Genomic DNA, 25678 nt, shown 5'->3' with positions numbered 1-25678 from the left:
CGGTGTCGGACCCGATCCCGCAAGGGGTGACGCAGATCACCAATCTGTGCGTCGTCGACAGCGTCGAGGTGTGCCGGGTGGATACGCCGACGGCCGCGCAGGTGACGCCGGCCAAGAGCCTGACGAAGGAGACGGGCGGCACGCTTGCCGATATTGCCGAGCCCGGCGAGACGCTGGACTACCAGGTGACGCTGACCAATGACGGCGGTGCGACGGCGCAGAACTACGTGTTCGTCGACCAATACGACGCCAACACGACGCTGGTGGCGGGCAGCCCGAAGGCCGTGCTGCGGTCGGATCCGACCACGTCGGTCGGCACGATCGTTGCGGATGCGGCAGCCCATACGGCGACCTGGACGGGGGATATCCCGGCGGGCGACCAGCTGATCCTGACGCTGTCGCTGACGGTGTCGGACCCGATCCCGCAAGGGGTGACGCAGATCACCAATCTGTGCGTCGTCGACAGCGTCGAGGTGTGCCGGGTGGATACGCCGACGGGGGCCGATATCACCCAGACGAAGGCGCTGACCGGCGAAAGCGGCGTGGTTGCCGGCGTGGCGGAGCCCGGGGAGGCGCTGACCTACACGATCACCGTGGTCAACCACGGCGGTGCGGAGGCGGTCGACTACATCCTGAACGACAGGTTCCAGCCGATCTCGGCGGCGGCATCGATCACGTCGACAGATGCCGATTTCCAGGGTCAGGACGTCAACGATCCGGCGCTCTCCACCTGGAAAATCGCCAGCATTCCAGCCGGGGCCACGATCACGCGCACCGTCACGGTGACGCTGACCAATCCTCTGCCGGAGGGGCTGACCGAGGTGCGCAACACCTTGCCGGATCATTGCGTCATCACGGACAGCAATACCGGTGTGCCGTGCGAGATCCGGACGCCGACGGCATCGCCGACAACCGACATCTCGGTGACCAAGCGTGCGGAACTGCACGAGGTGCGCCGCGGCGATCAGGTGCCTTATGTGATCACCGTCACCAACAACTCGACGGACACGGCGCAGGTGGTGACGGTCATCGATCGCACGCCGCCCGGTTTCCGCTATGTCGAGGGATCGGCCAGTATCGACGGCGTCAAGACGGAACCGACGGTCGAAGGGCGACGCCTGTCCTTTGCCAATGTTTCGCTGGCTCCGCTGCAGAGCCGGGAAGTGAAGCTGAAGCTCCTGGTCCTGAGTTCGGTGACACCGGGCACCTATGTCAACTTCGCCAATGCGCTGGATCCCGAGGGCGAGCCGGTCGGACCGGATGCCCGCGCCGAGGTGGTGGTACTGGCGGAAGCGATCTTCGATTGCTCCGACGTGATCGGCAAGGTGTTCGATGACACGAACCGAAACGGTTATCAGGATGACGACGAGCCGGGACTGCCCGGTGTGCGCCTGGCCACCGTCAAGGGACAGCTGATCACCACCGACAAGCACGGTCGCTACCACGTCGCCTGCGCCATGCTGCCGGACCAGCGGATCGGCTCGAACTTCATCCTGAAGCTGGACACCCGCACCCTGCCGACCGGTTACCGGTTGACCACGGAGAACCCGAGGGTCGTGCGGCTGACTGCCGGAAACATGACCAAGCTGAACTTCGGTGCCTCGATCGGGCGGGTGGTGCGTCTGGACCTGAACGACCAGGCCTTCATCGGCAAAAGTGTGCTGCTGACGACGCGCTGGAAGAACCAGTTGCCCAGGCTGATCAGCATTCTCGACCAGGACTATTCGGTTCTTCGCCTGAGCTACATCGACGCCAACGCCGACTATGACCTGGCGGTCAGCAGGCTGGACGCGCTGGAGAAGGAAATCACGCAGCTGTGGGCGGCCAAGAAGGGGCGCTACGAGCTCGAAATTGAAAAGCGTGTGGAGGCAAAACAATGAGTGCGACGATGAATTACCGCATCCATCCCATGCCGGTCGTCCTGGCAGTCGCCTTCAGGCGCATGCTCAAGACGGGTACGGTTCTCGGGGCAACCCTGGCCGTGGCCGGCCTGGCCCATGCGGCACCGGCCGTCGGCACTTGCGCCGGCCAGCAATGCCCGTCCCAACTGCGCGGCAAGGTCCTGGACAACAGCACAACCGGGCATGCGACGATCGGTGAGAACACCGAAAAGGAGAGCCTTGCCGATCAGGGCGAGATCCCGTTTTCGATCAGCGTCGATGGCGAGGTTGTCGACGAGAGCGGGCGTCCAAGACCCGCAGTGCTCGGGTCCGACCCTTCTGCCAAGCCTGTCGACAAGCAGCGCAAGGCCGATGTGGACCTGAGTGCCGTCGATATCCAGCTGAAGTTCGACGGGCTGGGCGTCAGAACCCAGCTGAATATCTCGACCATGCCGATCCGGCGAGCCTACAAGCCCGGGGAGGTCGTCCATTTCCGGACGAGCTCCAACTATCCGGCCTTTGTCGATCACGCCGAAATCCGCATTCGCGGGGCGTTCGAGACGGATGCCGCCGAGCCGATCGCCGTCATTCCGGTTGCTCTCAACAGCGAGGGCAGCTGGACGATGCCGGCCGGGGAGGTGCACGATTTCTCCTATGTCCTGCGTGTCTATGACAGCAAGGGCCGCTTCGACCAGACCGAGCCCTTGTCCCTGCTGCGCAGCGACAGCGCCTTCATTCCGGCCGCCAGGACGCCGGCGGCAGCGCCGGGGGTTGCGGAAGACCGGACGGCTTTCCGAAACATTCCCGTCTATGGCGGGGCGGTGACGGCCTTTGGTCGCAACGTGCCGGCCGGCTATCAGGTCGAGGCCTTCAATGAAGTGGTGCCGCTCGATCCGCATCAGTCCTTCGTCGTCCAGCGCATCCTGCCGCCGGGCGACCGGAAGGTCGACGTGTCGGTCAAGGGCGCGTCGAAGAGCGGCGGCCTGCGCTTCTCGCGCGACATCAATATCCCGCAGAACGATTGGTTTTACGTGGCGCTGGCCGACCTGACGGTCGGCAAGAAATTCGCCGACAACAATATCGAGATGGTGCGCGACGGCGATTATGATCGCATCTACACCAAAGGCCGGCTTGCCTTTTATCTGAAGGGCAAGATCAAGGGGAAATACATCCTGACGGCGGCGGCCGATACCGGCGAAGACGATGTCAGGAACCTGTTCCGCGGTATGGATTCGAAGGATCCGGACCAGGTGCTGAAGCGCATCGATCCGGAAGAATATTATCCCGTCTATGGTGACGACTCGACGATGATCGAGGATGCGCCGACAAGTGGCAAATTCTATGTTCGGCTTGAGCGCGGCGACAGCCATGTGATGTGGGGCAACTACAAGACCGAGGTTACCGGTTCGACCTTCATCAACTCCGCACGCAGTCTCTACGGCGCCAACGCCGCCTATCGCTCGGAGGATGTCACGTCCTTCGGTGCGCGCAAGACGGAGGTGAGCGGCTATCTGGCGCAGCCGGAGACGATACCGCAGCGCGACCAGTTCCTGGCGACCGGCGGTTCGGCCTATTTCCTGAAGCGGCAGGACATCACGATCGGTTCGGAAACGGTGACCGTCGAGGTGCGCAACAGCGTGACCGGCACCGTTATTCAGACCAACCGATTGACATCCGGCGACGACTATTCGATCGACTATACCCAGGGTCTTATCCTGCTCAAGCATGCCCTGTCCTCGGCAACGGCCACGACGGACGCGGTGCGCAGCAGCGCCCTTGGCGGGGTCGATGTCTACCTGATCGCGCAATATGAATACACGCCGCTGGCCTCGGAGATCGACGGTTATGCCCATGGCGCCCGGGCGCAACAATGGCTTGGCGACAAGGTGCGCGTCGGTGTCAGCGAGATGACCGACAACACTGGCGAGAACAACTACCAGGCGGTCGGCACGGACATACAGCTGCGGCATTCCGCGACCACTTTTGCCGAGGCGGAAGTCGCGCGTTCGCGTGGCTCCGGCTTCTCCACCTCGACCTCCACCGATGGCGGTCTCTCGATCTCGGACGGGGCATCGGGCGGTTCGCTGACGGACCATGCCGATGCATGGCGTCTGCGCGGGCAGCTCGATCTTGCGGATATTCCCGGCAGCAAATTCAAGGGGACCGTCGGCGGACACTATGAGCGAAGAGGCAAGGGTTTCTCGACGGAAAGCGAGCAACTGACCGCGGAAAAAGAGACCTGGGGTCTGCAGGGCCAGGTGGCGTTGACGGACAAGACCGATGTCAAGCTCGCGCATGACCAGTTGCAGGACGGTGATGGTCGCTCGCAGCTCGAGACCAGCGTCAATCTCGGCACCCAAGTCACCGACAAGGTGAAGGTGACCACCGGGCTCAGCCACAGCGAACTGGCCTCCCGAACGGCACTGGAGGCCGGCAAGTCCGGGCAGAACGGCGAGCGCGTGGACGGTGGTGTCCGGGTCGATTACCAGGTCGACGACGGGCATATGGTCTATGCCTTCGGTCAGGGGACGCTGAAGACCTCGGGGGACATTCACCGCAATGACCGGGGTGGTGTCGGCACCAAGGTTCAGTTGACGGAAAAGGTTTCGGCAAACGGCGAGCTGTCCGAAGGCACCAGCGGTATCGGTGTCCAGGCCGGTCTCGACTACCAGCCGACGGCCGACGACACCTATTCGGTCGGATATCGGCTGGATCCCGACCGGGCGGACAGCCTGACGACCGAAAACGAACTCTCCGGTAGCGACAAGGGCACCATCGTCTTCGGCGCCCGCAAGAAGATGACGGAGACCGCCTCGACCTATAGCGAAAGCAATCTCGATCTCTACGGTTTGCGCCAGTCACTCGCCCAGACCTACGGTGTCGTCTATACGCCGGACGCAAACTGGACGGTCGACAGTTCGATCCAGACCGGCTCGATCCGCGATACCACGATCGACCCCGACACCGGCAAGGAGCGTTCGGATTTCGAGCGCCAGGCCGCAGCGGTGTCGCTCGGCTACAGCGACGACGATCTGGGGCTGAAGGGACATCTGCGGGGTGAATTCCGGCACGAGAATTCGCAGGACGATACCCGCGACCTGAACAGCTACCTTCTCGCCTATGCCGCCTCGATCAAGCTCAACGACAACTGGCGCGCCCTGTCGGATCTCGACGTGGTGCTGTCCCAGTCGGCTTCAAGTGTCTACAACGAGGGCGACTACATCAAGACGAACTTCGCCTATGCCTACAGGCCGTTCGACAATGACCGCTTCAATGCCCTTTTCCGATATACCTATCTTTACGACGTTCCAGGTGGCGATCAGGTCACGTCTTCGACCGAAAGCGGCGAGCCCCTGCAGCAGCGCAGTCACATCCTGTCGGCCGATCTGTCCTACGATCTCTATCCGTGGCTGACGGTCGGTACCAAGCAGGGGCTGCGGATCGGCGAGGTTCGGGGCGGTGATTTCTCCTCGGACTGGCAGAGATCGACGGCCTATCTGGGCACCTTGCGGACCGATTTCCATGTGGTGAAGAACTGGGATGCGCTGCTGGAAACGCGCGTTCTCTATATGCCGCAGGCCGAAACGGCCGACTTCGGCGCGCTTGCGGCGGTCTACCGCCATGTCGGCGAGCATATGAAGATCGGGGCCGGCTATAATTTCGGTCGTTTCAGCGACGATCTGACGGATCTCACGCTCGATGATCAGGGCCTGTTCCTGAACGTCGTCGGTAAATATTGAGCGATGATCCGGGAAGGTCGTGGAACCATGAAACTGTCGAGACGATCGCTGCTGGTTGGAACGGGTGCCGCTCTGGTCGGCGCAAACCGGCCGGGTTCGCTCCGGGCGGCGGGACTGCCTGGAGCGTCACCGGCGAACAATGAGCGCGTCTTCGACCCGAAGGTGATATACGCCCTGGCCGAGGACAATGGCATAACACTTCCGGCGATCAGTTACCGGAAACTGAAGCCGCGCTTCTACCGCCAGCTGGTCAAGGACCCGACAGGCATGGCGCCGGGGACGATCGTGGTCAGCGTCGCGGACTATCATCTCCATCTCGTCCTCGGCGACGGCATGGCGATGCGCTACGGAATCGGTGTCGGCAAGGCGGGTTTCGCCTGGACCGGAACAGGTGTCATCGACCACAAGCGCGTCTGGCCGAGCTGGACACCGACGGCCGACATGCGTCGACGTCTTCCAGAGCTCAACACCTATGCAGGCGGCATGTCCGGCGGCCTGGAAAATCCGCTCGGAGCGAGGGCGCTCTATATCTACCAGGGCAGCCGCGACACGCTCTACCGCATTCACGGCACGCCGGAATGGTGGAGCATCGGCCGTTCCGTCTCGTCGGGCTGCATCAGGCTGATCAATCAGGACGCTATCGATCTCAGCCGGAGGGTCGATCCCGGCGCCCGGGTCGTGGTGACCTGAAGGCGAGCCGGCGCCATTTCCTGACCCGGCTCCCGTCCCAGTCCCTAGCCGTGGCTGATCATCACGTGCCGGGCCACGGTATAGTCCTCCAGCGCATACTGGGACATGTCCTTGCCGTAGCCTGACTGCTTCAGGCCGCCATGGGGCATCTCGTTGCAAAGCATGAAATGCGTGTTGACCCAGGTGCAGCCGTAGCGAAGGCCGGCCGTCGCCTTCATCGCGCGGGAGATATCCTTGGTCCAGACCGAGGATGCCAGGCCATAGTCGCTGTCATTGGCCCAGGAGACGACATCGTCGTCATCGCCGAATGGCGTGACAGAGACGACCGGACCGAAGACCTCGCGCCGGACGATCTCGTCATCCTGCAGGGCGCCTGCGACCACCGTCGGCTGGTAGTAGAAGCCCGGGCCATCGGGCAGAGAGCCACCCGTTGCCAGCTCCATGTGGCCGGTTTCGACGGCGCGCTGGACGAAACTTGCCACACGGTCCCGCTGGCGGGTCGAGATCAGCGGACCGATCTCGTTGCTGGTATCGTCGTCATTGGCATAGGCAATGCTGGACACCGCCGAAGAGAGATCGGCGACGAAGCGGTCATAGACGGATTTGTGGGCATAGATCCTTGATGCGGCGGTGCAGTCCTGGCCGGCATTGTAGAAGCCGAAGGCGCGGATGCCGCTGACCGCTGCCTCGATGTCCGCATCCCCATAGATGATCACGGGCGCCTTGCCGCCAAGTTCCAGATGGGTGCGCTTGACCGATTTCGCCGCCGCCTGGAGCACCTTCTTGCCGGTCGCGATGTCGCCGGTGATCGAGATCATGTTGATGCCGGGATGGTTGATCAGCGCGTTGCCGACCGTCTCGCCGCGGCCGAGAACGATGTTGACCACGCCCTCCGGCAGGATGTCGGCCAGCAGTCTGGCCATTTTCAGGGCGGTCAGCGGCGTCTGCTCCGATGGCTTGAAGACCACGGTATTGCCGCCGGCGATCGCAGGCGCCAGCTTCCAGGCCATCATCATCAGCGGATAGTTCCACGGTGCGATGGAGCCGATGACGCCGACCGGATCGCGGCGGATCATCGAGGTGAAGCCCGGCAGATATTCGCCGGCGATCGTGCCCTGCAGGGTGCGGATCGCACCGGCAAAATAGCGGTAGCAATCGACGATGGCCGGGATCTCGTCCTGGGTGACGGCGTTGATCGGCTTGCCGCAGTTGAGCGCTTCGAGTGCCGCGAAGGCTGCCGTGTCGGCTTCGATGGCGTCGGCGATCTTCAACAGGTAGCCGGCACGCTCGCCGGGTGTGGTGGCCGACCAGCCGGCGAAGGCCCTGGTGGCGGCGGCGACGGCGGCGTCGATCTGGCCTTGCGAGGCCTCCGGCAGGTCTAGAATCAATTCGCCGGTTCTCGGGTTGAGGATCTTTTCCTCCTGTTCCTCTCCCCTGGCGAAAGAGGCGCCGATGAGCATCGATGTTTCCATGGGTCAGGTCCCTTTCCGTTTCTTTATTTCCCCACGCCGGCGGTCTCGTCGCCATTGCGGGTCATGTAGTAGGCCGCAAGGATCGGCAGGAAGGTCACCAGCACGACGGCCATGGCGACCACATTGGTCACAGGCCGCTCATGCGGGCGGATCAGTTCCTCCAGCATCCAGATCGGCAGCGTCTGTTGCTGGCCGGCGGTGAAGGTGGTGACGATCACCTCGTCAAAGGAAAGCGCGAAGGCGAGCATGCCGCCGGCCAAAAGCGCGGTTGCGATATTCGGCAGGATCACGTGCCGGAAGGTGGTGAAGCCGTCGGCGCCAAGATCATAGGATGCCTCCACCAGCGAGGATGACAGCCGGCGAAAACGGGCGACGGCATTGTTGTAGACGACGACGATGCAAAAGGTCGCGTGACCTAGAACGATCGTCCAGAAGGAGAAGGGTATCTCGAACAGACCGAAGGCCGAGCGCAGGGCTATGCCGGTGACGATGCCCGGCAGCGCGATCGGCAGGATGACAAGAAGCGTGATCGCCTCCTTGCCGAAGAACTTCGCCTGCGACAAGGCTGCCGCACACAGCGTTCCCAGCAGGAGCGCCAGCACGGTCGCGATGCAGGCCACCTGCAGCGACAGGCCCAGGGCCTGCCACACATCGCGTCTCTCCCAGGTGACGGCCAGCCACTTGGTCGTCAGGCCCGGCGGTGGCCACTGGAAGCTCTTGTCCTCCGTGGTGAAGGCATAAACGAAGATCAGCAGGATCGGCAGCTGCAGGAACAGCAGGCCGGCACCGGCGGCGATCTTCAGGGCAGTGGAGGCCTTTGTCCGGTCAGAGCGCATCGAAGGCTCCCTGTTTCTTGGCGAACCAGAGATAGAAGGCCATGATGATGACCGGCACGACCGAGAAGGCGGCGGCCAGCGGGATATTGCCGGCGGTGCCCTGCTGGGTATAGACGGCCTGGCCGATGAACAGCCTGGATGTGCCGATGATGCCTGGAACGATGTAGTCGCCAAGCGTCAGCGAGAAGGTGAAGATCGAGCCGGCGGCAATGCCCGGCATGGTAAAGGGCAGGATGACATGGCGAAAGGTCGATGCCGGCGTCGCCCCGAGATCATGGGAGGCTTCGATCAGGCTTTGCGGTACGCGCTCGAGGGCAGCCTGCACCGGCAGGATCATGTAAGGCAGCCAGATATAGACGAAGACGAGAAAGGTGCCGGTCGGACTGACCGACAGGGAATTGCCGCCGACGACGGGAAGCGACAGCCAGCCGTCGAGCACGGGCGTCAGATGCAGCTTGTCGGCAAACCAGCTGATGATCCCCTCGCGCGACAGGATCATCTTCCAGGCATAGATCTTCACCAGATAGCTCGACCACAATGGCAACATCACCCCGAGATAGAACAACGCCTTCCAACGGCCCCTTGCATAGCGCGCCGCATAATAGGCAATCGGGAAGGCGAGGATCGCCGAGGCGATCGTGACCAGCGCCGCCATGGTGACGGTGCGCTTGATGATGTCGAAATTCGACGGCCGAAAGAGTTCGGCATAGGTGGAAAGCGTCAGTTCCTGTTTCACCTGCGCGGTGAAATCATCGAAGGAGAAGAAGCTCTGCAGCAGCAGGGACAGCAGCGATCCGACATAGACGACACCGAGCCAGGCGAGCGGCAGGACCAGAAGTGCTGCGACCAGCAGGCCCGGTCGCCGCCAGAGTGCAGCCGATAGCCGCGACGTTGTCGTGCCCGTTGCCTCGATCGCGGTCACGGCGCGTCCTCCAGAAGGTTGAGCGCGGCGCGGTCGAAGGCAAGCGTCACAGTCGAGCCTTCGTCCGGCAGTGTCTGGCTGGCGGGCAGATGGGCGTGAACGGTCTCTCCGCCAAGATCGACGGAGATCCGCCTGACAGCGCCGAGAAAGCTCGAGGTCGACAGCCTGCCGCTCAGAGACAGACGGCCGGGTGCGGCGGAGAGCTCGACCATTTCCGGGCGCAGGCTCGACCAGACCCTTTTTCCCGTCAGCGTCTCGGTGATGCCGGGAGGCAGAAGGTTCGACGATCCGACGAAATCGGCAACGAAGCGGGTCCTCGGATTACGGTAGATTTCCTCCGGCGTGCCGGCCTGGACGATCCGGCCCTCGTTGAACACCGCCACCCGGTCAGCCATCGACAGGGCCTCGCTCTGGTCATGGGTGACGAAGACAAAGGTGATGCCCAGCCGTTTCTGCAGGGCTTTCAGTTCCTCCTGCATGGCCTCGCGCAACTTCAGGTCGAGCGCGCCGAGCGGCTCATCGAGCAGCAGCACGCTCGGCTTGTTGACCAAGGCCCGGGCCAGCGCCACCCGCTGCCGCTGGCCACCGGAGAGCTGGCCGGTCTTGCGGGGGCCATAGCCGCCGAGCTTGACCTGATCGAGCACCTCTTCGGAGAGCCCGTAGCGGGTCTGCTTGTCGATCCCCTTGACCATCAGGCCATAGGCGACATTGTCGAGAATGGTCATGTGCGGAAACAGGGCATAATCCTGAAACACCGTATTCACCTGGCGTTTCCACGGCGGGACGGCGTTGGCATTGACGCCGAAGATCTCGATGGCGCCGCGGCTGGGCTGTTCGAAGCCGGCGATCAGGCGCAGGCATGTCGTCTTGCCCGAGCCGGACGGACCCAGCATGGCGAAAAACTCCCCCTCGGCGATTTCCAGGTCGACATTGTCGACGGCCCTGACCGCGCCGAAAAGGCGCGAGACGGCGCGGAAGGTGACGGCTGGGGCCATGAAAGGTCTCCGGGTGGCAAAGGCTGGATGACGCGGTCGCGCTCGCGCGCCTCGCTGCCTCGTAACGTGGCATTCGATGATGTGAAGATAAATCGGGACCGGGATCCGAAGACCCCAGTCCCGCCCCCCCGGGCTACTCGCTGCCCATGACAGCGATATAGTCGCTAACCCACCGGCCATAGGGGATGCAGGTCGCATCTCCGCACTTGGCGATCGGTGTCTTCCAGAAGGAGATCTTGTCGAAATTGTCGTAGCCGTTGGTGGCGCAGCCCTCGTCGCCGAGAAGCGCGTTGCCCTTGCAGGCGGCAGGCACGGAAGGTACCGAACCGAACCACGCCGCGACATCGCCCTGGACCTTCGGCTGAAGCGAATGCTCCATCCACATATAGGCGCAGTTCGGATGAGGCGCATCGACATGCATCATCGTCGTGTCGGCCCAGCCGGTGGCACCTTCCTTCGGGACGGTCGAGGAAATCGGCAGCTTTTCGGCTTCCAGCAGGTTCACCTGATAGGGCCAGGAGCCGGAGGCCACGACACCTTCGTTCTTGAAGTCATCGGTCTGCACCGTCGCGTCATGCCAGTAGCGCCCGATCAGTGACCGCTGCCCCTTCAACAGATCGATGGCTGCAGCATATTGATCCTCGGTCAGTTCGTAGGGATCGGTGATGCCGAGATCGGGATTGGCGGTCTTCAGATAGAGTGCCGCGTCGGCAATGTAGATCGGGCCGTCATAGGCCTGGACGCGGCCCTTGTTGGACTTGCCGTCGGGCAACGTCATTTCCTTGAACACGACGTGCCAGCTGTCCGGCGCCGTCCCGCCAAATGCCTCGGTATTGTACATCAACACGTTCGGCCCCCATTGATAGGGCGTGCCGTAGTGCTTGCCGTCGACCGTGTTCCAGGCGGCGTCCTGCAGCCTTTCGTCGACGGTGCTCCAGCTCTTGATCAGATCGGTATTGATCGGCTGCACCTTGCCGCCGGCGATTAGCCTAAGCGAGGCATCGCCCGAGGCGGTAACAAGGTCGAAGCCGCCCTGGTTCATCAAGGTGACCATTTCGTCGGATGTGGCGGCAGTCTTGACGTTGACCTTGCAGCCTGATTCCGTCTCGAAATCGGTGACCCAGTCATAGGCCTTGTCGCTGTCGCCGCGCTCGATATAGCCGGCCCAGGCGACGATATCGACTTCACCTTCGCCCGCCCCGATTTCGGTCTTCATGTCGGCCGAAAAGGCATTCGTGACATTGGCCAGCATGAGTGCCAGCGCTGTCGAGACACTGAGAAATGACTTCATGATGTTCCCCTCTTTTTGGATTTTCGAACGCGCGTCAGATCCTCGGGCGAAATGATATCGAGCGCGTCCGGTTTCACAAATTCTTTTCCCAGATGGCGGGTATCGGAAAATCCGAAACCGGCTGGAAATTAACGCAGGCGAGGGGTTCGCTGGGCCTGGGCCAACGCGACAAAGTTGCGAAGCGGTTGTGAAGGACTTAATCCGCGCCGCCAGACAAGGCCGACATGGACGGCGGGCAGGGAGGCCGACACGTCGCGGACCTCGATGCGATCGCCTTCCAGCGACCACGGGCGGTAGATCATGTCCGGCAGGATCGCGACACCGGCTCCGGTCGCCACCAGACTGCGCACGGCCTCGACCGATCGGGTGCGGAAGGCGACCTTCGGGCGGGCGCCGAAGACGGCCAGCAGCTTTCGCGTGGCTTCCTCGATCTCGTCGGTGGTCAGCATGATCAGCGGCTGCTCGACGATGTCCTCGATGGCGATGGTTTCCTTTGCCGCCAGTTCGTGGCCGGCGGGGAGCCACAGGCTGAACGGCGACATTTCCAGCGTCTCGAATTGCAGCGCCTGCCGGTCGCGCAGGTTGTTCAGCAGCATGACGGCGACGTCGAGTTCGCCACCGACCAGCAGATGTTCGAGATAATTGCCGTCGTCCTCGATCGTGCGCACGTCGACGCTCGGGAAGGCGCGGCGGTAGCGCGCCAGCAGATCGGAGAGCACGTAACCGGCGACCAGTGAGGTGACACCCAGTTGCAAGGTGCCGGAGGTCGTGTCCGGCTCCGCGTCGAACACGTGCCGTGCCTCCGACACGTCCGACAGGATCTTCGAAGCATGACGCAGAAACTGGTGACCCTGCTGGGTGATGGCAAGGCCGCGCGGATGGCGGTCGAAAAGGGTGACGCCGAGGTCGCGCTCCAGGTCCTTGACCGCCTCGGTGACGGACGACTGGGAGATCGACAGGACATGGGCGGCACCCGACACCGTGCCCTGTTCGGCGACCGCGACAAAATATTGCAATTGTCTGAGAGTGAAGGCCAATGGGTGGGTTCCCGCGCGACGCGCCTGCTCGGCATTGGAGAGATATCGTAGTAGTCGATTGTTCCAGCGTTCGATCATCCGGGTCAAGCCGGCCGGACGGCGGCGGAACTGCGTTTGAACTTATGGATTATGTCAAACCTCTGCCCGCATCCTGCCTTAGGAGCTGGGTTTTGACTGCAAGGATAAAGCGATGGAATTGCCCGAAGCCATATTCACCACGACCGACTGGAGCAGTCTGCCGTCGACCGAGCATCCCGGCGAGAGCGGCATGGCGCTGTGGCGCACGATCAATCTCGGCGATGTCCGGATCCGGGTGGTCGAATATTCGCCGGGCTATATCGCCGATCACTGGTGCAATCGCGGACACATTCTCTACGTCCTCGACGGGGAGCTGATCTGCGAACTGCAGGACGGGAGGACCTTTGTCCTGACGGCCGGCATGAGCTACCATGTCTCGGACTATGGCGATGCTGCCCACCGATCCTCGACCCGAACCGGCGCCAAGCTGTTCATCGTCGATTAGAACATCGGTTTGGCCCTAAAAAGCCGCGGCACCTACGCCGGCACGACGGACCTACATCGCCAAGTAGGCGGCAATCACCGCGGCGATCTGGTCGGAATTCAGGTTGCCCATCTGGCTGTCCATCAGGGTACCGAGCTGCGCGCTGGATAGATGCCCGATATCGTCGGTCGACAGCCCCTGCAGACCATTGGCGCTGAAGGCTGCGATATCCGCCGTCGAGAAGGTCGCCAGTTCGGCCAGCGAGAGTGCCCCGACCTGTGCCGAGGTCAGCGCACTGACCTGGCCGGAGGTGAGCGCCTCGGCCTGATCCGTCGTCATGGAAGCGATGGCGCTTGTCGTCAGGCCCGAGATCGCGCTGTTGTTCAGGGCCATGATCTCGTCGGTCGACAGGGTGGCAATATCGTCGGTGCCGAGTGCTGCCACCTGTACCGGGTTCAGGGCGGCGAGCTGGGCCGTCGACAGCGTTGCGAATTGTGCGGTCGAGAGGACGGCAATCTGGTTGTAGCTGAGCGCCGCCACCTGGCCGGTCGAAAGAGCGCCGATCTCGGTCGTCGAAAGTCCTGCGATGATGGCGGTCGACAATCCGCGGATCGCACTCGGATTGATCAGTTTCAGTTCCTCGACCGAGAAGGTCGCCATGTCCGCCGTCGTCAATCCGGCCAGGCCGTTGGCGCTGAGGGCGGCGATCTGGCTGGTGGTGAAGGCATCGACCTGATCGGGGCGCAGGGCCGCGATCTGGGCGCTGCTGAGGCCTGATACGCTGGCGGTGCTCAGGGCCGCCAGATCATTGGTTGTCATGGCCGCGATGAAGTCGGTCGAAAGACCGGCCATGGCATCGGAATTGATCGCCGCGATATCCGCTGTCGAGAAGGCGTCGAGGTCCGCCATGCTGAGGCCGGCGATCGCACCGGAGGTCAGCGCCGCGATCTGACCCGTCGAGAAGGCATCGATCTGGTCGATGCTCATCGCCGCGACCTGCGTGCTGGTAAGGCCGGCCATGGCGGCGGTGCTGAATGCGGCGATCTGCTGCGTCGAGAGCGCCACGATGTCGTCGGTGCCGAGCACGGCGATCTGCTTCGATGTCAAGGCCGCGACCTGCGCCGTGGTAAGCGCCTCCAGCTGGCTGCTGCTCAGTGCGCTGATCTGCGCCGACGAGAGGCCGGAAATGCCGCCCGTGCCGAGAACGGAGATCTGGTCGGTCGACAGGGCCGCGATCGTGTCCGTCGACAGGCCGAGAATGCCATCCGCGCTGATCGCCGCCATGTCTGCGGTCGAGAAGGCTTCGAGGTCGTCTGCACCGAGGGCCGCGATCTGCTTTGAGCTCAGGGCTGCAACCTGCGCCGTCGTCAAAGCTTCGACCTGATCGGTGCTGAGAGCGCCGATCTGGGCCGTGGACAGGCCGGCAATGCCGGACGCGCTCAAGGCTGCGATCTGGGCGGTCGACAGCGCCGCGATGACGCTGGTCGAGAGGCCCTGCATCGCCGTCGAGCTGATCGCGGCGATATCCTCGCTGGAGAACAGCTCCAGATCATTGGTTCCGAAGGCGGCGATCTGCGTCGAATTCAGCACGGCGACCTGCGCGGATGTCAGCGCCTCCGCCTGCTCCTCGCTCAACGCCTCGATCTGGCTGGCAGCAAGACCGCGAATGCCCGCCGAACTCAGCGCCGCGATCTGCTTGGTCGAAAGGGCCGCGATATCGTCGGTGCCGAGCGCCGCCACCTGCTTGGAGGTCAGTGCGCCGACCTGCGAGGTCGAAAGCGCTTCCATCTGGCCGATGGTCAGGGCGCCGATCTGTCCGGTGGAGAGGCCGGAGATCCCGGCCGTGCTCAGCGAGGCGATCTGCTCGGTGGAAAGGGCGGCGATCGTGTCGGTCGACAGGCCGGCAATCGCATCGGAGCTGATCGCCGCAATGTCGGCCGTCGAAAAGACCTCGAGATCGCCGAGATCGAATGCCGCCATCTGCGTCGAGTTCAGTGCCGCGACCTGTGTCACCGTCAGCGCTTCGACCTGATCGGGGCTGAGGGCGGCAATATCGATCGTGCTGAGCCCCTTGATGCCGAGGGTGCTGATGGCCGCAATCTGGGCCGTCGACAGGATGGCGATATCGTCGGTGCCGAGTGCCGCGACCTGCTTCGAACCGAGCGCGCCGATCTGTGCCGTCGACAGTGCCTCGATCTGCGCCGTATTGAGCGCGGTGATCTGATCGGTGGAAAGGCCGGAGATGCCGCCGGTGCTGAGCGCGGCGATCTGGTCGGTCGACAGCGAGGCAAGCACGCCGGTTGAAATCCCGGCCATGGCGCCTGAACTGAGTGCCGCGATGTCCTTCGTCGAGAAGACCTTCAGGTCGTCGCTGTCGAGCGCTGCCACCTGCTTGGACGACAGCACCGCAACCTGGCTGGAGGACAGTGCTTCCAGCTGCACGGTGCTCATCACGTTGATCTGCGTGGTCGTGAGCCCCGGGATGCCGGCGGTGCTCATGGCCAGGATCTGGCCCGTCGAGAAGGCCGCAATGTCGGCGGTACTCAGCGCGGCGATCTGCCTCGAACTCAAGGCGGCGATATGATTGGTCGACAGCCCGCCGACCTGGCCGGCGGAAAGAGCCGCAACCTGTCCGGTTGTCAGGGCGGCGAGCGTCGTGGTGGTCAGCGCGCTGACCTGGTCGTTGGAAAGGCCGGCAACGATGGCCGTCGACAGACCGGTCACTGCATCGGAGCTGATCGATGCGATATCTGCGGTCGAAAAGGCCGCCAGATCGTCGGCACCGAGGATCGACAATTGCTTGGAGCTGAGGACGGCGACCTGTTTTGTCGACAGCGCCTCGATCTGCGAGGTGCTCATGGCATCGAGCTGCGCGGTCGATAGGCCGGCGATGCCCGCGGTGCCGAGCGCCACGATCTGGTCGGTCGTCAGCGCCGCAACGATCGCCGTCGACAGGCCCGACATGCCCGAGGAACTGATAGCGGCGATGTCCGCCGTCGAGAACATGGCGAGATCGTCGCTGCCGAGTGCGGCGAGCTGGGTCGAGCTCAGGGCGGCGACCTGCGTGGTGGTGAAGGCTTCCACCTGTGTCGGGCTCAGTACCGAAATGTCGAGGGTGTTGAGCCCCTTGATCCCGGCAGCACTGATCGCCGCGATCTGGCTGGTCGAAAGCGCCGCAATGTCATCCGTGCCGAGGGCCGCGATCTGCCGCGAACTCAGCGTCGCGATCTGCTCGTCGGTCAGTGCCTCGACCTGGCTCGTGCTCAGGGCATTGATCTGCTCTGTCGACAGGCCCGATATGCCGGCGGTCGAGAGAGCGGCAACCTGGTCGGTCGTCAGTGCGGCAATGGCACCTGTCGTGAGGCCCAGCACCGCCTCGGAGCCGATCGCCGCGATGTCGCCGGTCGAAAAGGACGGCACGTCGTCGGCCTTGATCACCGTCAGCTGCCGCGAATCCAGCTGTCCCACCTGATCACTGGAAAGCGCTTCCAGCTGGGCGGAGCTGAGGGCGTCCATCTGGGCGGTGGTGAGGCCGGATATGCCCAGCGCACTGAGTGCGGCGATCTGGGCCGTCGAGAGGCCCGCGATATCGTCGGTGCCGAGGGCCGAGACCTGATCTGCCGTCAGGGCCGCGATCTGCTTGGTCGAGAAGACCTCGATCTGGCCGGCACTGAGCGCGCCGATCTGCTTGGTCGACAGATTGGCGACGCTGCCCGTGCTGAGGGCCGCGATCTGGCCGCTCGACAGGGCCGCCATCACCTCGGTCGAGAAACCTGCCATGGCGCCGGCGCTGATGGCGGCGATATCGCGGGTGGAGAAGGCGGCGATGTCGCCCGCGTCGATGACGGTGAACTGTTCCGAGGTGAGAGCCGCAATCTGCCGGGTCGACAGCGCGGCGATCTGCGCGGTGGAGAGCGCATTGATCTGTTTGGTGCTCAGGCTCGCCACATCGGCGGTGCTGAGCGCCGTGATCTGGTCGTTCGACAGACCGGTGATCAGGTCCGTCGAAAGCCCGGCGATGGCACCGGTGCTGATGGCCGCGATATCGGCGGTCGAGAAGGTGGCGATATCGTCGGTGCCGAGCGCTGCGATCTGGGCGGAGCTGAGGACGTGAACCTGGGCGCTGGTAAGCGCCTCGGCCTGCGCCGTGCTCAGAGCGCCCATCTGCTTGGTCGTCAGGCTGGAGACGCTGCTGGTGTTGAAGGCAGCGACCTGGGCGGTCGACAAAGCCGCAATGTCGTCGGTGCCGAGCACGACGATCTGGTCCGGTTTCAGGGCCGAAATCTGCTTGGTCGACAGGCTCGCCAGCTGAGTCGTGCTCAGCGAATCGATCTGCTTGGTCGACAGGCCGGAAATGCCGGCGGTGCTCAGCGCCGCGATCTGCGCGGTGGAGAGCGCTGCGAGCACGGCCGTCGAAAGGCCGGCAATGGCGCCGGAATTGATGGCCGCGATATCCTTTGTCGAAAAGACGGCGATATCGTCCGTTTCCAGCACCGCGACCTGCGAAGAGTTGAGAGCGCCGACCTGCGCCGAACTCAGCGCCTCGATCTGGGCGGTGGAGAGGGCATCCACCTGATCGGGGGTAAGGCCGTTGGCTGCCTTGGTATTCAGGGCCGCAATCTGGGCCGTCGAGAATGAGGCGATGTCCTCTTCGCTGAGGCCGGACACCTGCGCCGAGCTGAGGACGGCCACCTGCTTGGTCGACAGGCTTGCAAGCTGTGCCGTGGTGAGCGCGTCGAGCTGATCGGTGTTGAGGCCGGCGACGCCTGCGGTGCTGAGCGCTGCGATCTGTGCGGTCGAGAAGGCGGCGATGTTTTCGGCGTTCAGAGCCTGAATCTGGATCGAACTCAGCAAGGCGATCTGCTTGGTCGAAAACGCCTGGGTCTGGGCGGTCTCCAGCGCCGCCATCTGCGCCGTGCTGAGACCCCGGATGCCGCTGGTGCTGATCGCGGCGATCTGGTCGGTGCTCAGCGATGCGGCGGTCTCCGCCATGAGGCCGGAAAGCGCTGCGGAGGTGAGCGCTGCCATGTCTGCAGTGGAGAAGGTGGCCAGATCGTATTTGTCGAGCACGGACATCTGCTGGGCGGTCAGGGCTGCCACCTGGGTAGAGGTGAAGGCTTCGACCTGCGCGGTGCTCAGGGCATTGATCTGCTCGGTGTTGAGGTTCCGCGTCGCCGTCACGTTGATGGCGGAGACCTGCGTCGTGGTCAGCGCCGCTATGAGGTCCGTCGACAGACCGGGTATCGACGTCTTGCTGATGGCCGCGATGTCGTCGGTCGACAGCGTGACGATATCATCCGTGCCGAGGGCCGAGAGCTGAAGCGACGTCATCGCTGCGACCTGCCGCGATGACAGAGCTTCGACCTGGGCAGTGCTCATCGCGTCGATCTGGACGGTGCCCAGCCGGTTGACGGCACGCGTGCTCAAGGCGGCGATCTGATCGGTCGACAGTGCCGCGATCTGGTCCTCGGTCAATCCGGTCACGGCACTGGAGCCGATGACGGAGACGTCCGCGGTCGAGAAGGTCGCGATATCCTCGGGCGTGAAATAGGAGATCTGTGCAGCCGACAGCACGGCCACCTGAGCCGAGGTCAGGGCGGCTGCCTGATCCGTGCTGAGGGCCTGGATCTGGTCCGAACTCAGCCCCTTGATGGCTGTCGTGCTGAGCGCCGCGATCTGCGTGGTGGAGAGCGATGCGATATCGTCGGTGCCCAGATAGTTCATCTGCGTGGCCGTGAGTGCGGCCAGCTGGCTGCTGGACAGGATCTGGAACTGCGCCGTGCTCAGCGCATCGATCTGGCTGGTGGTCAGCCGCTTGGCGGCCTGCGTGCTGAGCGCCGCGATCTGGCTGGTCGTCAGCGAAGCCACGACTTCGGTCGTCAGGCCGGCGATCGCGCTGGACGCTATCGCTGCGATGTCGCCGGTACTGAAGACCGCGAGATCATCGGTTTCCAGCACCGACAGCTGAAGCGAGGTAAGGGCTGCAACCTGCTGCGTAGACATCGCCTGGAGCTGCGCCGTGCTGAGGGCGTTGACCTGATCGGTACTCAGGGCATGAACGGTGCGGGTGGCCATGGCGGCCAGCTGCGCCGTCGTCAGCGATGCCACCACATCCGGCGACATGCCGGCGATCCCATGGGTGGAAATTGCCGCGATGTCGTCGGTCGAGAACGTCGCGATGTCGTCCGCGCCCAGGGCGGCAATCTGCAGAGAGCTCATCGCAGCGATCTGGGCTGCGGTGAGGGCTGCCACTTGCGCCGTGCTCATCGCACTGATCTGCGTCGTGCTGAGGGTCTTCGTCGTGCGCGTGCTGAGGGCCGCGATCTGATCGGTCGACAGCGCCGTGACGTCATCTATTCCAAGGTTTTCGGCCTGCGCGGGATTCAGGGCTGTGATCTGGTCGGTCCGCATCGCGGCAATCTGTGTGGTGCTCAGCGCCGCCATCTGGTCGCTGCTGAGCCCTGCAATGCCGTTGGTGCTCAAGGCCGCCAGCTGCGTGGTCGTCAACGATGCGACAACGCTCGTGCTCATGCCGACGGTCTGGCGCGCGTTCAGCATGACCAGCTGGCCCGCTGACAGTGCGGCGGCCTGAGTGGAACTCAAAACGCCGATCTGCGCCGCAGACAGGCCCCTGACGGTATTCGTGTCCAAGGCGGCGATCTGGCCGGTGCTCAGCGCTGCGATCACGTCGGTGGAGAGGCCCGATACGGCATTCGAGGCGATGGCGGCGATATCCTCCGTCGAGAAAGTGGCGATATCGTCGGCGCCGAGTGCCGACAGCTGCGACGCGGTCATGCTTGCGACCTGTGCCGAGGTCAGCGCCTGCATCTGGCCGGTGCTGAAGGCATCGAGCTGGGTGGTGCTCAAACGCCGGGCGGCGGTGGTGCTGAGCGATGCGATCTGGCTGGTGGTCAGCGCGGAAACGAGATCGGTGGAAAGCCCGCCGATCGCGGTCTGGCCAAGTGCTGCGATATCGCCGGTCGAGAACGTTACGATGTCGTCGGCGCCGAAGGCTGACAGCTGCGCCGAGCTGAGGACCGCCACCTGTGTGCTGGTCAGGGCCTCGGCCTGCGCCGTGCTGAAGGCTGCGATCTGGCTGGCGTCGAGGCGGCGCACCGTCTGCGAGCTGAGCGCCGCGACCTGGGCGGTTGAAAGACCGGCGATGAGCTGGCTGGAAAGTCCGGATATGGCCGCCGAGCTGATTGCAGCCGCATCGGCTGTCGAGAACGTCGCGATGTCGTCGACCCCTAGGGCCGACAACTGTTGCGAGGAGAAGACGGCGATCTGCGCCGAGGTCAGCGCGGCGACCTGCGCCGTGCTCATGGCCGCGATCTGGTCGGTGCCGAGACCTTTGATTGCTCGCGTGCTCAGTGCGGCGATCTGCCCGGTGGAAAGCGAGGCAATGTCGTCGGTGCCGAGCGCCGGTACCTGCGTCGAGCTGAGCGCCGCCATCTGCACCGACGACAGAACCTGCATCTGGGCGGTCGAAAGGGCGCTGAGCTGGTCTGCAGTCAATCTCTGCGTGGCGGCCGTGCTGAGTGCGGCGATCTGGGCGGTGCCGAGCGCCGCCACGACCGCGGTGGAAAGGCCGGTGATCGCGCTCGAACTGATCGCCGCGATCTCGACAGTCGAGAACGTCGCGATGTCGTCTGCGCCGAGCGCCGCCAGCTGGGTCGAATTGAGCGCCGCTATCTGGGCCGAGCCCAGCGCCTCAACCTGCGTTGCGCTGAGCGCCTCGAGCTGGGTGGCGCTAAGCCCCCTGGTCGCCGCGGTGCTGAGTGCTGCGATCTGGCTGGTCGAAAGGGCGGCTATGTCGTTCGTATTGAGCGCGGTCGCCTGCGCGGAATTCAGCGTGGTGATCTGTTCGGCGGTCAGGGCCCGCACCTGCGCTGTGCTGAGGGTGGCGATCTGATCGCTGTTCAGTCCGGAGATCCCGGTGGTGCTGAAGGCGGTGATCTGGGCGGTGGAAAGGGCAGTGATATTGATCGTCGACATGGCCGCGATCTGGTTCCGGCCGAGCGCGGCGAGCTGACCGGAGGTCAGCGATGCCACCTGGGCCGTGCCGAGCACCGCGATCTGCGTCGTGGAGAGACGGGCAACCGAGCCGGTGGAGAGCGCAGCGATCTGTCCGGTCGACAGAGCGGCAACGACGCCGGTGCTCAGGCCCGTGATCGCGGTCGAATCGAGCGCTGCCATCTCGCCGGTCGTAAACGTGGCGAGGTCGTCGACATCCAGCGCCTTCAGCTGCGCCGAGGTCAGTACCGCGATCTGCGTCGAGGTGAGGGCCGATACCTGCACCGTGCTCAGCGCGCCGATCTGGTCGGCGCTCAGGCGCCGGATCGCGGCCGTGCCGAGGGCTGCCACCTGGCCGGTCGACAGCGACGCCATCATCTGGGTCGAGAAGCCGGAGACGGAGCCCTGGCTGATCGCCGCCATATCCGTGGTGGAGAAGGTGGCCAGATCGTCGATGCCGAGCGCTGCGATCTGGGTCGCATTCAGGGCGCCGACCTGTGCGGAGGTGAGGGCTGCTACCTGCGCCGTGCTCATCGCGGCGATCTGGTCGGTGCCGAGACGGCTGATCGCCGCCGTGTTCAGGGCGGCAATCTGTGCGGTGGAGAGCGATGCGAGCGCTGCCGTAGACATGCCGCTGATCGAGGTCGACTTGATCGCGGCCATGTCGGCGGTGGAAAAGGTTGCGAGTTCCTGCGTGCTGAGTGCTGCGATCTGGGCCGAGGACAGGGCACCCACCTGGGCCGGCGTCAGCGCTTCCGCCTGGCCCGTCGACAGGCTGCCGAGCTGTGTGCCGGTCAGATGTGCTATCTGGCCGGAGGTCATGCTGGAAATGTCGCTTTGACTGAGCACGGCCAGTTGCGACAGGGTCAGTCCGACGACCGCGTTCTGCGAAATCGCGCTTACCTGCTTGGTGGTCAGGATTTCGACGTCTTCGTCATCGAGGGCGGCTACCTGCTCGGAGGACAGGGCATTGATCTGCTGCGTCGACAGGGATGCCACGTCTTCCGTCGACCAGGCCGCGACTTGTGCCGTCGACTGCGTCCTGATCTGGCTGACGCTCATGGAAGATATTGTCGAGGTCATGGCTTAAAAGGCCCCTGGTGATAAAACGATCGTCAATACCGAACCGGCCAAGCGCCGTGCCTGCACAAGATGCCTCCGTCCATGAAGCCCCCTTGCGCATGCACGACAAGCAGTCCGCATCGCCTGTCACATCAGACGACGGGATTGCCGATCTGCATCCCTTGCGCGGGACCTTATGGACGGTGGCTTGTCTGAACCTGAATTTCTTGCCGGTTTGCGTGCTTGGCGACGCGCGACAAGCAAGGGTTGCGAACAGGCCGAAAAATGGCTCGCTTCGGCGGGGAACCGGGCGGCTTGCGCCCGATGTCGGTCAGGTCATGAAGGACCGGTGGGCTCAGCCTTCGGCTTGCGAAGCCTCGACTGTCCACAAGCGCTCGTCATGCGGGATCGGCGCGTAGGCATTCCAGGTCTTCAGCTTTGCCATGTATTGCCGACGATAGGTCTCCTCGTCCTGGTAGACGATGTTGTTGTCGACCAGTTCCGTGCCGATCTCGTAGTAGAGATCGAGGTTGCGCAGATCCGGAACCGGCGTCTCGCTGCGCTCGCCTTCGGCCTGCATCTGCCAGTAAAGCTGCTCCAGCTGGCCTGCGGTGCCCGGAATGTCGCGCAACACGCTGGTTTCGCGCCCGGCCCAGAGTGCATCGCGGATCGCCTTCAGGCTCTTCGGATCGCTGGCGTAGCCGATCGCCTTTTCGACATAGTCCTGCGGGTTGCGGCAGATCAGTTCCGGCACGTCTGCGGCATGAACGATACTGTGGCAAAAGCGTGCCGCAAAGCTCTTGCCGGCGAAGGTCAGCACCGGCAGCCCGACCGTCAGCGCATCGCCGGCCGTCGAATGGGCGCCATAGGGGAAGGTGTCGAGAAAGAGGTCGGCGACCGCGATGCGGGCCAGATGCTTGGCGTTCGGGGCCTTCGGGGCAAAAACGATCCGCTCGGGGGAGACGCCTGCCTTTTCCGCCAGCTGCTTGAGACGCGCATCCACCGCGTCGTTGCCGGTCAGCAGCCAGAGCACGCTTTTCGGCACCGCGGTCAGGATCTTCATCCAGTCGGCAAAGGTACTTTCGGTGATCTTCTGCATGCCGTTGAAGCAGGCAAAGACGAAACCGTCCTCCGGCAGGCCGGCCTCCTTGCGCGACGGCTTGTCATCGATCACGCGCTTGCGGTCGATCGGCTGGCAACAGGCGATGCGCAGCACCTTTTCCGAGTAGTAGATCTCGTTTTCCGGCGGCACGATGTGCCCGTCGGTGATCATGTACTGGTGGAACGGGCTGCCCATCGATCCCGGATAGCCGCAGAAGTTGACGATCACCGGCGCCGGCCGATAGGCGAAGATCTTCGTCCGCGCCTGCTTGGTATAGCCGTTGACGTCCACTAGGATGTCGATGTCGTCGGCCGCGATCAGCCGGGCCGCGTCGGCGTCGCTGAGATTGGCCAGATCGCGCCAGCCGTCGATCACGGCCTTCATTCGAGCCTGGGTCGCATCGTTTGCTGCGGGCTCGCCGAGATAATAGGCGTAGATCTCGACGCTGTCCTTGTCGTGCAGTTCCAGCACTTCCCGAAGCGCAAAGCCGACGGCGTGGTCGCGCAGGTCCGAAGAGACATAGCCGATGCGCAGACGCTGGCCCGTGCCGGTCTTCTTCTTCACGGTCTTGACCGGAAAGCCGCTGGTGTCGGGCCGTCCGACGAAGGACAGGCAGTAGCGGTGGGCATTGGCGAGCTGGAAGATCGGGTCGTCGGAATAGGATCCGAGCGACAATGGCGACATCGCGTCGATCAGCTGGCGCCTGGAAACGTGGTCGGAGGGGGTGAGGATCGGCCATTTGCACTGGCGCTGGCGAATGGCGCTCCAGTGCTGGCCGGCTTCCGTCTTGTCCGGCCGAAGCTCGATTGCCTGCCACAGCGTGGTTTCCGCATCTTCCAGCAGGCCGGCATTTTCCATCACGCGGCCGATATGTTGCAGCGTCATCAGACGGTGCATGACGCGGTCTGCGGTGCTCTCCGCAGTCATCTCGGCAAAACTGCGCCACTGCTGCACGGCCTGCATCGCAAGACCGCTGTCCTCGTAGGCGCGACCGAGATTGATGTGGGCCTGACCAAATTGCGGCTCGATCTTCAGGCAGGCGCGCAGGGCGTGGATCGAGCCCGTGACGTCGCCCGTCTGGCGCAGCATGACCGCATAGTTGAAGTAGACCAGATGCAGCAGCGGATGGGCGTCGTTGTAGGCGATCCAGGCCTTGTAGAGATCGGCTGCCTCGCTCCTGTTCGTAGCGGCATGCCGCTCGGCGAACTGGAAGAGATCCATAAGGTTCAGACGCTGCGTGCGGGCAAGCTCCAGCATGCCAGCCAGAGAAGGGGCGGCGGGTGCACTCGAAGTCTCAGTTCTAGCCATGACAATCCCACGAATCAGCGGCCCCGCGGGCCGGGTTCGGCAATAAACTACTCATTCCGATCTGCTGTTAAACGGCCTAGCTTGCTCTGAGCATGCCGCGGCACGAGAAGCCCACAGGGATTGTGGTCATGGGGTGAGCGGGCAAAGAATCGCGGCACAAGAATGGGCGCGCGCCTGGGCCGGGTCTTTTCGCTCAGCCGATGGCTGCCGGCGCGAACGTCACGAGAGTAAATTCGCCCGCGCCCTCGACGGCAAGTGTCCGGTCGTCGTCAGCCTCCAGCAAGATGCAGTCGAGCGGGCCGAGATCGTGCCGCTGATCGGCAATCGCGATGGTCAGCTCACCGAGGGCAAGCAGCAGGCGGACGGTTCCGCGGGGTGGCAGCACCGCCGGGGCCTTCTGTCGCTCGACGGCATGCGCAACCCGGCCGCGACGCGACATGACGTTGAGGTCGCGGATCGGCCCGTCGACAAGCCAGGCGGTGGTCGGCGCATCGGCGGCAAAGGTAAGCGGAGGCGAGGTGGTCTCGAGTGTGACCGGAGCGCCGTCGCCGATAGAAAGCGTCATGCCGGCGCCGTCGAGAATCGAGAGGGTCCTGTCGATTCCGGGAAAGGAGGAAAAGGGGCCGTCCGCGGCCACGGTTGCCATGCTGACGCGCCAGTCGAAATCGTTCAGCGATGCACCGGGTGGAGAGGCAAGCACTTCGGTGGTTTCACCGCCGCCGTTCTTCCAGGGCATCGTCTTGTAATCGCCGGCGCGCAGGATCCGCATGGTATGGCTTTCGTGTCAGGAGATCGGGGCGGCCACCTTTCCGGTCGGCGCCCCGCATG

Annotated in this window: 12 protein-coding genes and 1 pseudogene; 4 read left to right on the top strand and 9 right to left on the bottom strand. The window is 63.8% G+C overall.

What is annotated here, in order from left to right; genetic code table 11:
• The 3 genes and pseudogenes from J2Z17_RS03300 to J2Z17_RS03290 all read left to right on the top strand — a co-directional run.
• A pseudogene (locus tag J2Z17_RS03300) lies at nt 1-1880 on the top strand (DUF11 domain-containing protein); the annotation flags it as partial.
• Nucleotides 1877-5620: a TonB-dependent receptor gene (locus J2Z17_RS03295; RefSeq protein WP_245223817.1), complete on the top strand. Its 3744-nt coding sequence runs from the start codon at nt 1877-1879 to the stop codon at nt 5618-5620. The pseudogene J2Z17_RS03300 and the gene J2Z17_RS03295, both read left to right, overlap by 4 nt.
• Nucleotides 5621-5647: 27 nt before the next feature.
• Complete coding sequence (locus J2Z17_RS03290) at nt 5648-6310, top strand: L,D-transpeptidase (RefSeq protein ID WP_209942140.1); 663 nt, start codon at nt 5648-5650, stop codon at nt 6308-6310.
• Nucleotides 6311-6354: 44 nt separating this feature from the next.
• On the opposite strand, the gene J2Z17_RS03285 is transcribed toward J2Z17_RS03290, so the two are convergent.
• The 6 genes from J2Z17_RS03285 to J2Z17_RS03260 all read right to left on the bottom strand — a co-directional run bounded on the left by J2Z17_RS03285 (nt 6355) and on the right by J2Z17_RS03260 (nt 12863).
• On the bottom strand, nt 6355-7782 hold the full coding sequence (locus J2Z17_RS03285) for a gamma-aminobutyraldehyde dehydrogenase (protein WP_209942139.1): 1428 nt from the start codon (nt 7780-7782) through the stop codon (nt 6355-6357).
• Nucleotides 7783-7805: 23 nt separating this feature from the next.
• A complete protein-coding gene (locus tag J2Z17_RS03280; RefSeq protein WP_209942137.1) occupies nt 7806-8618 on the bottom strand; it encodes an ABC transporter permease in 813 nt (270 codons plus the stop codon).
• The gene (locus tag J2Z17_RS03275) at nt 8608-9540 is read right to left on the bottom strand and encodes an ABC transporter permease (protein ID WP_209942135.1); all 933 of its coding nucleotides are present in this window, start codon (nt 9538-9540) and stop codon (nt 8608-8610) included. Before J2Z17_RS03275 ends, J2Z17_RS03280 begins: the two co-directional genes overlap by 11 nt.
• Entirely contained in the window at nt 9537-10535 is a 999-nt protein-coding gene (locus J2Z17_RS03270; protein WP_209942133.1) for an ABC transporter ATP-binding protein, read from the bottom strand. Before J2Z17_RS03270 ends, J2Z17_RS03275 begins: the two co-directional genes overlap by 4 nt.
• Before the next feature lie 133 nt (nt 10536-10668).
• Entirely contained in the window at nt 10669-11787 is a 1119-nt protein-coding gene (locus tag J2Z17_RS03265) for an ABC transporter substrate-binding protein (protein ID WP_245223845.1), read from the bottom strand.
• A gap of 167 nt (nt 11788-11954) precedes the next feature.
• Nucleotides 11955-12863 carry a LysR substrate-binding domain-containing protein gene (locus J2Z17_RS03260; RefSeq protein WP_209942130.1) on the bottom strand — a complete coding sequence of 303 codons (909 nt, stop codon included), beginning with the start codon at nt 12861-12863 and terminating at the stop codon, nt 11955-11957.
• Between the two features lie 190 nt (nt 12864-13053).
• Between J2Z17_RS03260 and J2Z17_RS03255 the strand changes: the two genes are divergently transcribed.
• Nucleotides 13054-13386, top strand: coding sequence for a DHCW motif cupin fold protein (locus J2Z17_RS03255; protein WP_209942129.1), 333 nt, complete (start codon nt 13054-13056; stop codon nt 13384-13386).
• A 51-nt stretch (nt 13387-13437) separates the two neighbouring features.
• Here the strand turns inward: J2Z17_RS03255 and J2Z17_RS03250 are convergent, their stop codons facing one another.
• The 3 genes from J2Z17_RS03250 to J2Z17_RS03240 all read right to left on the bottom strand — a co-directional run bounded on the left by J2Z17_RS03250 (nt 13438) and on the right by J2Z17_RS03240 (nt 25619).
• Nucleotides 13438-22461, bottom strand: coding sequence for a beta strand repeat-containing protein (locus J2Z17_RS03250; RefSeq protein ID WP_245223816.1), 9024 nt, complete (start codon nt 22459-22461; stop codon nt 13438-13440).
• Nucleotides 22462-22795: 334 nt separating this feature from the next.
• The gene (locus tag J2Z17_RS03245; RefSeq protein WP_209942128.1) at nt 22796-24850 is read right to left on the bottom strand and encodes an O-linked N-acetylglucosamine transferase, SPINDLY family protein; all 2055 of its coding nucleotides are present in this window, start codon (nt 24848-24850) and stop codon (nt 22796-22798) included.
• A 193-nt stretch (nt 24851-25043) separates the two neighbouring features.
• Entirely contained in the window at nt 25044-25619 is a 576-nt protein-coding gene (locus tag J2Z17_RS03240; protein WP_209942127.1) for a HutD/Ves family protein, read from the bottom strand.
• Nucleotides 25620-25678: the final 59 nt, after the last annotated feature.

Origin of the sequence: Heterorhizobium halophytocola, from assembly GCF_017873095.1 — a bacterium.
Taxonomy (GTDB): Bacteria; Pseudomonadota; Alphaproteobacteria; order Rhizobiales; family Rhizobiaceae; genus Allorhizobium; species Allorhizobium halophytocola.
The sequence above is the reverse complement of the archived record's forward strand: the minus strand, read 5'-3'. Positions and strand labels throughout refer to the sequence as shown.